At 37.7% G+C, this 12,738-nt stretch carries 14 protein-coding genes; 9 read left to right on the forward strand and 5 right to left on the reverse strand.

From position 1 onward, the window contains the following. Positions 1 to 38: 38 nt before the first annotated feature. The 4 genes from trkA to def form a co-directional block, all read right to left on the reverse strand. Positions 39 to 1,415, reverse strand: a complete 1,377-nt coding sequence (trkA, locus tag DWA31_RS09295) for a Trk system potassium transporter TrkA (RefSeq protein WP_114326321.1) — start codon at positions 1,413 to 1,415, stop codon at positions 39 to 41. 67 nt (positions 1,416 to 1,482) lie between these two features. Beyond that, positions 1,483 to 2,832: a 16S rRNA (cytosine(967)-C(5))-methyltransferase RsmB gene (rsmB, locus tag DWA31_RS09300; protein ID WP_114326322.1), complete on the reverse strand. Its 1,350-nt coding sequence runs from the start codon at positions 2,830 to 2,832 to the stop codon at positions 1,483 to 1,485. Further along, on the reverse strand, positions 2,833 to 3,837 hold the full coding sequence (gene fmt / locus DWA31_RS09305) for a methionyl-tRNA formyltransferase (RefSeq protein WP_114326323.1): 1,005 nt from the start codon (positions 3,835 to 3,837) through the stop codon (positions 2,833 to 2,835). Positions 3,838 to 3,841: 4 nt separating this feature from the next. After that, entirely contained in the window at positions 3,842 to 4,357 is a 516-nt protein-coding gene (def, locus tag DWA31_RS09310) for a peptide deformylase (protein WP_114326324.1), read from the reverse strand. 137 nt (positions 4,358 to 4,494) lie between these two features. Here def and DWA31_RS09315 point away from each other — a divergent pair, with 137 nt between their 5' ends. The 9 genes from DWA31_RS09315 to DWA31_RS09355 all read left to right on the forward strand — a co-directional run bounded on the left by DWA31_RS09315 (position 4,495) and on the right by DWA31_RS09355 (position 11,631). Next, entirely contained in the window at positions 4,495 to 5,592 is a 1,098-nt protein-coding gene (locus tag DWA31_RS09315) for a LysM peptidoglycan-binding domain-containing protein (protein ID WP_114326335.1), read from the forward strand. Between the two features lie 116 nt (positions 5,593 to 5,708). Next, entirely contained in the window at positions 5,709 to 6,836 is a 1,128-nt protein-coding gene (dprA, locus tag DWA31_RS09320; RefSeq protein ID WP_114326325.1) for a DNA-processing protein DprA, read from the forward strand. A 30-nt stretch (positions 6,837 to 6,866) separates the two neighbouring features. Next, positions 6,867 to 7,340, forward strand: coding sequence for a DUF494 family protein (locus tag DWA31_RS09325; protein WP_114326326.1), 474 nt, complete (start codon positions 6,867 to 6,869; stop codon positions 7,338 to 7,340). Between the two features lie 367 nt (positions 7,341 to 7,707). Beyond that, a complete protein-coding gene (locus DWA31_RS09330; protein ID WP_114326336.1) occupies positions 7,708 to 8,313 on the forward strand; it encodes a DNA topoisomerase family protein in 606 nt (201 codons plus the stop codon). 50 nt (positions 8,314 to 8,363) lie between these two features. Then, complete coding sequence (purE, locus tag DWA31_RS09335) at positions 8,364 to 8,867, forward strand: 5-(carboxyamino)imidazole ribonucleotide mutase (RefSeq protein ID WP_114326327.1); 504 nt, start codon at positions 8,364 to 8,366, stop codon at positions 8,865 to 8,867. A 149-nt stretch (positions 8,868 to 9,016) separates the two neighbouring features. Further along, entirely contained in the window at positions 9,017 to 9,571 is a 555-nt protein-coding gene (gene tsaC / locus DWA31_RS09340) for an L-threonylcarbamoyladenylate synthase type 1 TsaC (protein WP_425451878.1), read from the forward strand. 193 nt (positions 9,572 to 9,764) lie between these two features. Further along, a complete protein-coding gene (locus tag DWA31_RS09345) occupies positions 9,765 to 10,421 on the forward strand; it encodes an OmpW/AlkL family protein (protein ID WP_114326329.1) in 657 nt (218 codons plus the stop codon). A 151-nt stretch (positions 10,422 to 10,572) separates the two neighbouring features. After that, positions 10,573 to 11,391, forward strand: coding sequence for a shikimate dehydrogenase (aroE, locus tag DWA31_RS09350; RefSeq protein ID WP_114326330.1), 819 nt, complete (start codon positions 10,573 to 10,575; stop codon positions 11,389 to 11,391). 6 nt (positions 11,392 to 11,397) lie between these two features. Further along, entirely contained in the window at positions 11,398 to 11,631 is a 234-nt protein-coding gene (locus tag DWA31_RS09355; protein ID WP_114326331.1) for a hypothetical protein, read from the forward strand. 7 nt (positions 11,632 to 11,638) lie between these two features. On the opposite strand, the gene DWA31_RS09360 is transcribed toward DWA31_RS09355, so the two are convergent. Then, positions 11,639 to 12,193: a gamma carbonic anhydrase family protein gene (locus DWA31_RS09360; protein ID WP_114326332.1), complete on the reverse strand. Its 555-nt coding sequence runs from the start codon at positions 12,191 to 12,193 to the stop codon at positions 11,639 to 11,641. Positions 12,194 to 12,738 lie beyond the last annotated feature (545 nt).

The following is a 12,738-nucleotide window of genomic DNA, read 5'->3' on the forward strand; positions in this document are numbered from 1 at the left end:
AACTACATAACTTAATATACCTAGTATTAATATTTCAATTAGAAATAAACAGCACTGACTTGGAATAATTTTTCAACATCACCGATATAGCGTTTGTTGACTAAAAACAAGATAACGTGGTCTTCCTCACTGATCAGGGTGTTGGAATGAGCAATTAATACTTCAGAGCCACGAACAACAGCGCCGATCGTTACACCAGGTGGTAGCTTGATATCGTTGATAGTACGACCAACCACTTTTGATGACTTTTCATCACCCTTAGCGACAATTTCAATCGCTTCTGCTGCACCACCGCGTAGGCTATAAACGTTATCAATAGTGCCGCGTCGAACATGGGTTAATAATGCTGAAATAGTTGCTTGTTGTGGTGATATAGCAATGTCGATAGCGCCACCGTGTACTAATTCGATATAAGCATCACGTTGAATAAGTACCATGGTTTTACGAACACCAAGCTTTTTAGCCAGTAATGATGACATGATATTGGCTTCATCATCATTGGTCACAGCAATGAAAACATCAAATTGCTCAATGTTCTCTTCGGTCAGTAGCTCTATATCAGATGAATCACCATTGAATACGAGCGTTTCATTTAGCTCAGAAGTTAATTGCGCGGCACGTTTTGGTGAGCGTTCAATTAATTTTACTTGATGATTACTTTCTAAAATTCGGGCAAGTCCTGCGCCTATATTACCACCGCCAACAATCATAATACGTTTGTAAGCAGGTTCTAATTTTTGTAATTCATTCATTACTGCGCGTATGTGTTTACTCGCAGCAATAAAAAACACCTCATCATCTGCTTCTATGACGGTTGTACCTAAAGGTCGAATGGGTTTACCGTTGCGGTAAATAGCAGCAACACGGGTATCAACATTTGGAATGTGATCTCTTAATGTTGATAAAGCGTGACCCACGAGTAAACCTCCATAATAGGCTTTAACGGCAACTAAACTCACTTTCCCTTGAGCAAACTCTAATACTTGTAATGCACCTGGGTAGTCTATTAGGCGAGCTATATCACGGGTCACTAGCTCTTCAGGGGCAATAACATGGTCAACGGGAATATGGTTTTTATGAAATAACTTTTTTGAGTGTTTTAATACTTGATTGGAGCGAATCCGGGCTATTTTTTTATGCGTATTAAACAAAGAAGAACAAATTTGGCAGGTGATCATGTTAGTAGCATCATCTGAGGTTACCGCGATAACCATATCTGCATCTTCAGCACCGGCATTTTTAAGTACATCGGGATGGCAACCTTGGCCAGTAACAACTTGTAAATCCATTTTATCTTGGAGCTCGCGAAGTCTTTCACCGTTAGTATCAACAACCGATATTTCGTTATTTTCACCAACAAGGTTTTCCGCTAAAGTACCGCCTACTTGACCAGCACCTACTATGATTATTTTCATTTGTTGTTTTTATTCTCATGAATGAACATCACCCTCCGTAGTTACGTAATTGAGGGTCTATAATTTTCTATAATATTGTTTTTAACAGTTTAGCGTAATAAAAACCATCCATATTTTTTTCTCCAGGCAATAATTGCCAACCGAGAGTATTTTTTTCTGGCTTGTCGTTACCGTCAATATTTAATAATTCAGCATCGGTGTTATTTTGAATAAAATGGTTTATTTGTTCACTGTTTTCTTGTGGTAAAATACTACAGGTTACATAAAGTAAAGTACCACCGGGCTTAAGCAAAGACCATGTTTCATTCAGTATTTGCTGTTGAAGCGCTACTAATGCATCAATGTCGGTAGCTTTACGTAACCATTTAATGTCAGGATGGCGGCGAATAACCCCTGTTCCAGAGCAGGGCGCATCTAATAAAATACGGTCAAATTGTTGTCCGTCCCACCAGGTTTTTGAATTGGCAGCATCAGCGGCAATAACCTTAGCTTTTAACCTTAAACGCGCTAAATTTTCTTCTACTCTGACTAAGCGAGCAGCTTCAATATCAATGGCAGTCATTGATGCTATATCAGGATTTTGCTCTAAAACATGACATGTTTTTCCACCGGGTGCAGCACAACAATCTAGTACAACATCGCCACTTTGGCAGTCAAGGAGTCTAGCTGCTTGTTGAGCAGCGCCATCTTGAACTGAAATCCAACCCTGCTCAAACCCTGGTAGTTTAGTAACATCCGTTGGACGAGTGAGTTCAATGGCATGGCTTAATGGTTCAATAGTATTAACATCTATTTCTGCTGTTGCTAATAAGCTTTGATATTCAGTACTTGTGTGATGCTGTTGATTTACTCTTAACCACATTGGCGGCTTTTGTTGATTGGCTGCTAGAATTTGTTGCCATTGGTTAGGGTAACCTTGCTGTACTTTTTTAATAAACCAACTTGGGTGGTTGTATTCTATTGAGGCTGGCAAAATTTCTTGTTTATTTAGAGCCTTACTTTCACTGGCGCGGACAAAATTTCGTAAGACACCATTAATTAATGCTTTCATCTGGCGATTTTTTAAAGCGCCAGTAGCGGCTACGGTTTCACTGACCGCTGCGTGATCAGGAATACGCATGTACTTGATTTGATACACACCGACTAATAACAGAAAATGAAATACACGTTGTTTACCCGTTAACGGTTTTTGCATTAAGGCACGAACATCATGCTCTAATTCAGGCAAATATCGCAGCACGCCATAGCAAATTTCTTGCAATAAGCCTTTATCTTTTATATCTGCTTTATCTTGTTGCTTAGGTAGTTCATCGCTAAGGCTTCGTCCTTGATCAATTACGCTATAGCAACACTTCGCAGCCAGTGCGCGAATATTGACCTGTTTTTGTTTATCTATTTGAGCAGTTTGAGTTGTCATTTAATCCACTATGCCATTAATGTTAGCGCCTACTTTGAACCAATCGGCGCGACCATTAAGAATATCTTTCACGGGTAGGGCTTTCTTGCCAGGTAATTGCAGGGTTTCTAAACAAATAGCGCCATTTGCTGTGGCGACTACAATGCCACTTTTATTTGCAGAAATAATGGTGCCAATAGGTTTCTCACTATCACTCTCTTGTATTGAGGCTTGCCAAATGCGAATTTTGTGTTGCTTATTTACGGTATTACTTTCAGTAAAAGTAAATTGTGCTACTGGCCAAGGAATATAAGCACGAATTTTTCTATCTAATTCACAGGCACTTAATTGCCAATCTAACTCGGCTTCGGATTTATCAAGTTTATGAGCGTAAGTGGCTAAGCTATCATCTTGGCTAGTATTCTGTTCATTCGCGTTATAATTATCCTGTGCCATTAAGGCTAAGGTATCAACCAATGCTGTTGGCCCAAGCAGGGCTAGTTTTTCATAAATACTAGCACTCGTGTCGGTGTGCTCAATAATACATTCGGCAGTTAATATCATATCACCCGTATCTAAGCCTTTATCCATTTGCATAATGGTTACACCCGTTTTTTCATCACCTGCTTCTAATGAACGTTGAATAGGTGCTGCCCCCCGCCATTCTGGCAACAATGAACCATGGACATTAATGCAGCCTAAACGGGGCGCATTTAATATCACTTCAGGTAACAGTAAACCATAAGCAACCACTACCATAACATCGGCATTATATTGGGTTAACTTTTGTTGGTCGTTAACGGCTTTAAAATTAATGGGTTGCTCAACGGGGATGTTGTGTTCAAGTGCTAATAATTTAGTTGCACAGGCGGTTAATTTTTTGCCTCTCCCTGCAGGTTTGTCAGGTGGGCAATAAACGGCAACAATGTTGTGATCACTCTTAATAAGCGCCAATAAATGTTGTGCAGCAAAATCGGGTGTGCCAGCAAAAATAATATTTAGAGGGCTTTTTAGAGAATTAGACATAGATTTAAGCCTTGTCCTTGTCTAATTTTGCTTCTTTTTCTAACTTGGTTTTAATGCGTTGGCGTTTTAATGGTGATAAGTAATCAACAAATAAAATACCATTTAAATGATCAAGCTCGTGCTGAATACAAATGCTCAATAGTTCCTCACCATCAAGAGTAAATTCTTTCCCATGACGATCGAGAGCCTTTACCGTACACGTTGTATGGCGATTTACTTTGGCGTAAATTCCAGGAACAGATAAACATCCCTCTTCATTAATCAAGGTTTCATCGCTTTTAGCAATGATTTCTGGGTTAATGAGTACAAGAGGTTGATCGCTATTTTCAGAAACATCCATAACAACAATACGTTGATGAATATCAATTTGGGTGGCCGCAAGACCAACACCTTTTTCATCATACATGGTTGCTAACATATCATTTATTATGATTGAAGTAGCTTCAGTTATTTCAGTTACAGGGTTAGCCTTTGTTTTTAAACGAGGATCTGGAAAACGTAATACAGTTAAAATAGTCATAATCTTATAAAAGTTTGTTAAAAGAATTAGCGATAATTCTGTTAGAGTGTTATGTTTGTCATTATAGCAATTAATAATACCGCATTTCTATAATAGTGAATAAAAGCATGAAAAATCATGATACAGGAACAAAGCACATGCTAAAAAAAATAATTTTAACACTTTCTTTATGTCTATGTTCTTTAATTTCAATGGCTGATCAGTTAAAAATTAATGATGACGCACCTAAGACTCACATTGTCGTTAAAGGTGATACTCTCTGGGATATTTCTGCCATTTTTTTAGAGCAGCCATGGTTGTGGCCTAAATTATGGCGATTAAACCCTGAAATCAACAATCCTCATTTAATATATCCTGGTGATATTATCACCTTAGTGTTTGATGAAAAAGGTGAGCCTATGTTGGTGCTAGAGCCAGTTAAAGCCAGTTATAAATGGTCGCCTAAAATACGTCAAAAAAGTAAGGGTGATACGGCAATTAGCTTGTTACCATTGGAAGTAATAGCCCCATTTATTAAGTACGATCATTTATTTAGTGCTGACGAACTTAAAAAATTGCCTTATGTTCTTGGTAATGATGAAGGATATAAATCGAGTGTTAATGGCTTTAAAGTTTATGTGAATAAAGAGTTAGATTTGGCAAAAACTTATGCAATTTATAATAAAGGTGAGGAAGTTATTGATCCGGAAACGACTGAGTCTTTAGGATTTTATGTTGATTTAGTGGCAACAGGTCAAGCGCTTCGTACAGGTAATGAGAGTGAAAATGAACCCGCAACATTAAAAATATCTACTGCGAAACGTGAAATACGGTCAGGCGATTTTGTTGTGCCTGTGCATGAGGGGCAAATGTTCCCTTCCGTATTTACGATGAAAGCAGCAGATAAATCATTGCGAGGATCTATTATTAAAGCTTCTAGTAATGCTAAAAAGTTTGGTAAGTTAGAAGTAGTTATGATTAACCGTGGCACTGATCATCAGGTAACCGTTGGCGATGTTATGGCAATAAAACGCTTAAGCCCAGGTGTAGTCGACACAGATACAGGGCCGGAATATACTGTAGATACATCTAGATGGAATCGATTACGGACATCGAATGGTTCAGATTATAAAATGCCAGAAGAGCCTTTAGGTGAGTTAATGGTTTTTAAAGTTTATCAGCAAGCCAGTATGGCATTGATTTTACGCACTGAAAAACCTGCGCGACTACAAGATGTGGTGACTGCACCAGAATAAAGTAGTTCATAAAACTTCTCCTGTCTTGGGAGGAGTTTACTACATGGAAGTGAAGTGCTTGTCCTGAGCCCAGAGCTTGTCGAAGGGTCGAAGGATCTAAGAAAGGGAGGAGACAAGTGAACAAAACCAATATTCATTACTGGCTAGCCTTAAAGCTTGTTCCTCGTTTAGCCATTCATAAAAAATTAGCGCTTGTTGATGCTTACGGCATAGAAGCGCTTTTTTCTTTGTCAACATTATCACCATTAACTTCAGCACATAGCTTAACACCTAAGCAACTAACAGCATTTTTCCACCCCAACTGGTTACTCATTGATGAAATTATTAACAACAGTGATAATTGTAATAGTGAAATAATAACCTTTGATGATCCCCTATATCCTTGTTTACTCAAACAAATTTACGATCCACCTCTAGTTATATTTATACAAGGTAATAAAAAATTATTGAATCAAAGTCAATTAGCTATTGTTGGTAGTCGCTCTGCTAGTGCAAGCGGTCGTGAAACGGCTTTTGAGCTAGCTCAGCAGTTGGCAGAAATGGGCTTGGTTATTACCAGTGGTTTAGCGTTAGGTATTGATGCAGTTGCACATAAAGGTGCGTTAACGTGTAGTGCAAGTACTATTGCGGTAGTAGCGACCGGGTTAGATAAAGTATACCCAGCAAGACACAGGGCTTTAGTTCAGCAAATAATATCTCAGCAGGGTGCAATAATCAGTGAGTTTTTACCGGGTACTTTGCCAAAAGCAGGACATTTTCCGAAACGAAATCGCATTATTAGCGGTCTAAGTCTAGGTGTTCTAGTCGTTGAAGCCGCTTTGAAAAGTGGTTCTTTAATTACGGCTCGTTGTGCATTAGAGCAAAATAGAGATGTTTTCTCTATTCCTAGTGCTATTAATAACCCTCAAGCCAAAGGCTGTCACTGGTTAATTAAGCAAGGTGCTAAATTAGTAGATGAAGTGTCCGATATAATGGAAGAGTTAACGTTTGTAAATGAATTTGGTCTACACTTAAAGAAGCAGAAAAAATCACAAGAGATTGTAAATAAAGACATTGATCAAAAAAGTAAAAATAAGGGCTTGTGTGTTGATGAATTGTTGGCTAGTGTGGGATTTGAGATTACTCCCGTAGATAAAGTGGTTTCCCGAAGTAAACTACCCATAGAGGAGGTGTTAACTCGGTTAACAATGTTAGAGCTTAGTGGTCTGGTGGCTGCGGTACCAGGTGGCTACCTTAGATTGTAGTATTCACCATAGGTGTAAAAGGGGCTAGTTATGTTTGACATTTTGATGTATCTTTTTGAAAATTATATTCATAGTGAAGCTGAAGTCATGGTTGATCATGACATATTAACCGATGAACTTACGCGGGCAGGTTTTCACCAGGATGAAATATACAAAGCTCTGAATTGGCTAGAGAAGCTTGCTGCATTGCAAGATAGTGATACGTATTCTTATTTAACTCGTGTTGGCAATCAATCTTTCCGTATTTATACCGAAGATGAAATGCAACTTCTTGATACAGAAAGTCGAGGTTTTATCTTATTTTTAGAACAAGTAAACGTACTTGATTTTACTACGCGTGAAATGGTCATCGATAGAGTGATGGAGCTTGACACCTCTCATTTCTCGATGGATGACTTAAAATGGGTAATATTGATGGTATTATTCAATGTGCCCGGTCAAGAAAGTGCTTATTCGCAAATGGAAGATCTTATTTTTGATGAACAAGAAGGTCCATTGCACTAAGACATATACCCGTTACCAATCAAAGTGCAGAATTTCAGTGGGAATTAAAAGCACTTTAGGCAAGGCAAATAATTTAAGCATAGTTATTCTATGGTTTGATTATTTAACGCCGACTAAAGTGATTTTAAACCCATCGAAGAAGCGTTTGAGCAACATCACTTCATCGTTGCTGTGACCTATAATGGAACAACCATTATTTCATCACAGCGCCTTGAATTGAAATCGCTCAAGCACTCTGAAACCAGCATCTTGAATGATAACGGGTATATCATTAAATAATAGTTTTTTAAAGCAGAGTTGTGGCATAATATGTCACAACTTTATTTGTAATATACCCAAGCCAATTGAAAAAACTATAGCTTATTTTATGTCTAATCTGCCCAATAAAAAGCAATCAACTGTAGATGAAGATAATCCTTTATTTTCTCGACATGAACATGCGCTTGAGAAAGCCTATGAAGTTTGCCCTGAGTGTGGCTCAGAGTTAAGCATGAAACGGGGTAAATCTGGTGCCTTTTTAAGTTGCTCTAATTATCCAAACTGTCAATATACGCGCTCAGTGGTTGAACAAGAGCGAGTTGAAGATACGATTTTACCCAATAGTGAATGTCCTCTTTGTGGTCATCCTTTGGCTGTAAAGCAAGGGCGTTATGGCATGTTTATCGGTTGTACTAATTATCCGAAATGCCATCATATTGAAGATGAACAACACCACGAAGACATTGGTGTTGCTTGCCCATCATGTAAACAGAAGGGTAAACTTGGTGAGTTAAAAGAAAAAACTAACCGCTTTGGTAAAACGTTTTATTCTTGTAACCAATACCCTAAATGCAAATATGTTTTAAACTATCAACCTGTAGAGCAAACCTGCCCAGAATGTCAGTGGCCTGTGTTAATTACACGAACCATGGCAAGTGGTGAGGTGATAAGTTGCCCACAAAAAAAATGCAGCTATAAAAGTAAAGCTCTATAACCTTTATATTAACCATGAATATTATTTTTAACCTTTAAGAGAAAAAGACCATGACTTCACCATTTGTTGCTATTTTAATGGGATCAGATTCTGATCTTCCGGTAATGCAAGCCACTATTACTATTCTAAAGCAATTTGATATTAGCCATGAAGTTCGTGTGCGCTCAGCCCACAGAACTCCTGAAGCAGCAAAAGCTTATGTTAAAGATGCCGAACAGCGAGGCTGTAAAGTATTTATTTGTGCTGCAGGTTTGGCTGCCCATTTAGCTGGCGCTGTTGCAGGTATGACCACACGTCCTGTTATTGGTGTTCCAGTAGATAATGGTCCTTTACAAGGGCATGATGCTTTATTATCAACCGTAATGATGCCAGGTGGTATTCCTGTTGCGACAGTTGCAATTGGTAAAGCAGGTGCTAAAAATGCTGGTTATTTAGCAGCACAAATTTTGGGTGTAGCGGACCAAAGTATAGCTGATAAAGTACAAGCTGAGCGTAAAGCTAATGCTAAAGCTTTACTTGCAAAAGATGAAGCAATGCAAGCTAAACTAGGCTAGCTTGTTGCAGTATTGTTCAATTTAGAGATTAAAAGTACTTATTTAATATCCGTTAACCTTGTGCTTTTTGAAATTGAACAATACATCCTATAGTAGAATTGCCATTTTATATAAACACGTACTGACTAAATAGTGATTTTATGAGTAATATCTCAACAATTGAACATGCTGCTGAGGTATTTACCCAAGGCGGTATTATTGCTTACCCAACTGAGGCTGTTTTTGGGCTTGGATGCGATCCCGATAATGACAAGGCCGTGCGTAAGCTACTATCATTGAAGCAGCGTAGCGTTGATAAAGGCTTAATTTTACTTGCGGCTAATTACTCTCAACTATTACCCTACCTTAATGATGATGCAATAAACCAAGAAAAACGTTTTAGTATTTTATCGCGTTGGCCTGATGCTATTACACAGGTGTTACCTGCCAAACGCAATATTTCACCACTACTCTGTGGTGCTTTTGATTCTATTGCCGTTCGTATTACCAATCACCCTGATGTAGTTGCACTGTGTAAACTAACGAATAAAGCAATTGTGTCAACTAGTGCAAACTTAGCGGGTCAACCACCGGCAACCACTTGGCAGCAAGTTGAGCAACAACTGGGTGATAAAGTTGACTGTATCATTAAGGCAGACACCTTAGGATTTTTAAAGCCAACGAGTATTATTAATGGCTTAACAGGTGATATAATTCGTCAGTAGCAATGCTTTTTTATGACAAATGTCAATAAAAAATCCTTTGGTAGTAATGAATTAGAGAAGTCTTCTGATGAAGATTGATCGAAATCAATAAAAAATTATTATGTAAAAATCATCTGAAAAACCTTGCGCTAAATCAATTTTTTAAAGAGTAATTACTCTATTATATCCACAAATTATTTAAGGGATATAAAATATGAAAAAATCATTATTAGCAATCGCATTATTATCTAGTCTTTCTACCGTCGCTTTAGCAAATCAAGCGGGAGATATTTTAGTCCGTGGTGGTGCAACTATGGTTTCTCCAGATAGCAGTAAAACTGCTGTGTTTTTAGATGGGGCTGACTCTGGTTTACAAGTGTCTGTTGACGATAATACTCAACTTGGCCTAAATTTTGTCTACTTTTTTGATAATAACTGGGCAATCGAATTATTAGCGGCAACGCCATTTGATCATGATATTAAATTACATAATGGCGATACGACAACATTACTTGCAGACACTAAGCAATTACCACCAACGTTAAGCGCACTATATTACTTTGATACGGGTTCTGCGTTTAAGCCTTATGTTGGTTTAGGCATTAACTATACAATTTTCTTTGATAATAGTTTCACGAAAACATACTCAGATGCAGGTTTTAGTGATTTAGATTTAGATAATTCATTTGGTTTTTCTGCACAACTTGGCGCTGATTATGATTTAGGTGATAATTGGTCTGTGAATGTTTCAGCTCGCTATATTGACATTTCAACAGATGCATCTTTTAAAGTGAGTGGAACTACTAACGGGTTAGCAGCAGTTGACGTAAACCCTATGGTTTATTCTGTAATGCTAGGTTATACCTTTTAATAGCCGTCTAACGACTTAAGCTAACACACTAGCTTTTGAAAGCAATAAAACACAAAGCAGTAACTTATTCAAAAGAGTTACTGCTTTTTTGTGTTTTAAAAAAAGTAATTCGGTTAGGCTATAGGTAAATTTATTTATTGAAAGTACCCTAATGGACAAATACTGTGTTTTTGGTAATCCAATTAAACAATCACGCTCACCTTTTATTCATCTATCATTTGCTAAAGAGACAGAGCAAGTCATTAGTTATGCAATTCAATTTGCTGAAATAGACGGTTTTACTGAGGCAGTAGTTGAGTTTATTGCTCAAGGTGGGAAGGGGGCAAATGTAACCGCACCTTTTAAAGAGCAAGCAATGGCAATGTGTGATGAATTAACTGAACACGCAAAATTTTCAGGTGCTGTGAATACGTTAACCTTTAAAAATGGCAAAATATATGGAGACACTACCGACGGAATTGGTTTAGTCAATGACTTACTCACTAACGGTGTCAGCCTTAAAAATAGCCGAATATTATTGCTTGGCGCAGGTGGTGCATCAAAAGGTGTGGTGTTACCTTTACTGAATCAAAAACCCAAAAGCTTAACGATTGCTAATAGAACGGTTTCAAAAGCTAAAGCGATAGTTGAACAGTATACTGACCAACCGCTTTTAGCTTGCTCATTTGAAGAAGCAAACGAGCAAGTGTTTGATGTCATCATAAATGCTACCTCTGCAGGTTTAACTGGCAACGGCGTCCCAATTTCTGAAAAGCTTATTACAATTAATAGTGTCTGCTATGACATGACCTATGGTAAAGAGCTAACACCATTTTTACAAAAAGCACAAAACCTGAAGGCGAATAAGGTCATTGATGGATTAGGGATGTTAGTAGGGCAAGCAGCAGAAAGTTTTGATATTTGGCGCGGGGTCAAACCTGCAGTCGAACCAGTTCTTAAAGAATTAAGAGCATCATTAAATGCGGAGTAAGTAAATATGAATCAAGCGCTTTTATTTAATGACGATATCGACTTTGATCAGCAACAAGATGCTTGGCGATTTACCGCTTTATTGTCAGGGCAGCTAATAACTATTTACTTTCACTCTATGCAATTAAAGCGGTTAGAGAAAGTTGATAATTGCACAAAATTTGATTTAGAAGAAATAGTAGAACTCTGGCTCGAAAAAAATGAGCCAGAGAGCGACGAAATTCATATCAATATGCGTTAATACTGATTTATAGTGCAGCTAAGTAATCATTTTTTAATGTTACATAATTTGAAGCTGATTTTTTGAGAAAAGCAGCTTCGCTATCTTTTAGTGGACGTATCTGTTTTACAGGATTACCAACATATAAATAGCCGCTGACTAACGTTTTGTTTGGCGGTACTAACGAACCTGCTCCAATAAATACATCATCTTCTATAATTGAGTTATCTAGAATAATTGTGCCCATACCTACCAATATACGATCTCCTAGTGTGCAGCCGTGAAGCATGCACTTATGACCAACGGTAACATCAGCGCCAATAATTAATGGGTAACCATCAGGGTTTTCCTTATTTTTGTGAGTTACATGTAATACCGTACCATCTTGAATATTAGTACGAGCACCTATGGTTATCGTATTCACATCACCGCGAGCAGCAACTAAAGGCCAGATACTAACATCATCGGCTAAAGTGATATCACCAAGAATAACGGCTGATTGATCAATATATATTCTAGCGCCTAATGCAGGGGAGACTCCTTGAAAAGAGCGTATATAATTAGCTGATTTATTGTTTGTCATGTAGTTACCTATTGGATGTATATAATTGAATGGCTTTTATGCTATTAAAAATAACATAAAATACAGAATATGGAGTGAATAATATAAATTTAGTAAAACTAACACACAATTCATTTGGTAACTAATTTTTACAAAGAGAGTTAAAATTTAAACAAAGTGATGGCTTTAACGTCAATAAAGTCGGAGGTGTATGAATGTTGAGCACCCAAAATTAGAAAATGAATATTTTATGTAATAAGTGTTGACCTCAAGTGAAAAACCTCTAAAATGCGCTCCAGTTCCAAGGGGTAACCCAAAGAGCTGTTTTGAATAGTTAACTCATCGCTTTTGAAGTGAATCAGTTAACTTAACGTTTTACTTTTAGTTTAAGTAATGCCGGTTTTAAAAGTTTGTAAAAACTTTTAAAAAAGACACTGAAAAACGTTGACATCAAAACTTGGAGGCGTACAATGCGCATCCTGCTTCGGGCAAACGGCAACGTTAACCAAGAGGCGCAAAGCGAGTAACGAATGCGATTACTGCTATCTCTTCGGAGAGTTCTTTAA

It is taken from the genome of Candidatus Colwellia aromaticivorans, assembly GCF_003333305.1.
GTDB classification, from domain to species: Bacteria; Pseudomonadota; Gammaproteobacteria; order Enterobacterales; family Alteromonadaceae; genus Colwellia; species Colwellia aromaticivorans.

Coding starts and splice junctions, on each gene's coding strand:
- trkA (WP_114326321.1), bottom strand. CDS start 1,415: ATGAAAATAATCATAGTAGGTGCTGGTCAAGTAGGCGGTACTTTAGCG.
- rsmB (WP_114326322.1), bottom strand. CDS start 2,832: ATGACAACTCAAACTGCTCAAATAGATAAACAAAAACAGGTCAATATT.
- fmt (WP_114326323.1), bottom strand. CDS start 3,837: ATGTCTAATTCTCTAAAAAGCCCTCTAAATATTATTTTTGCTGGCACA.
- def (WP_114326324.1), bottom strand. CDS start 4,357: ATGACTATTTTAACTGTATTACGTTTTCCAGATCCTCGTTTAAAAACA.
- DWA31_RS09315 (WP_114326335.1), top strand. CDS start 4,495: ATGCTAAAAAAAATAATTTTAACACTTTCTTTATGTCTATGTTCTTTA.
- DWA31_RS09325 (WP_114326326.1), top strand. CDS start 6,867: ATGTTTGACATTTTGATGTATCTTTTTGAAAATTATATTCATAGTGAA.
- DWA31_RS09330 (WP_114326336.1), top strand. CDS start 7,708: ATGTCTAATCTGCCCAATAAAAAGCAATCAACTGTAGATGAAGATAAT.
- purE (WP_114326327.1), top strand. CDS start 8,364: ATGACTTCACCATTTGTTGCTATTTTAATGGGATCAGATTCTGATCTT.
- DWA31_RS09345 (WP_114326329.1), top strand. CDS start 9,765: ATGAAAAAATCATTATTAGCAATCGCATTATTATCTAGTCTTTCTACC.
- aroE (WP_114326330.1), top strand. CDS start 10,573: ATGGACAAATACTGTGTTTTTGGTAATCCAATTAAACAATCACGCTCA.
- DWA31_RS09355 (WP_114326331.1), top strand. CDS start 11,398: ATGAATCAAGCGCTTTTATTTAATGACGATATCGACTTTGATCAGCAA.
- DWA31_RS09360 (WP_114326332.1), bottom strand. CDS start 12,193: ATGACAAACAATAAATCAGCTAATTATATACGCTCTTTTCAAGGAGTC.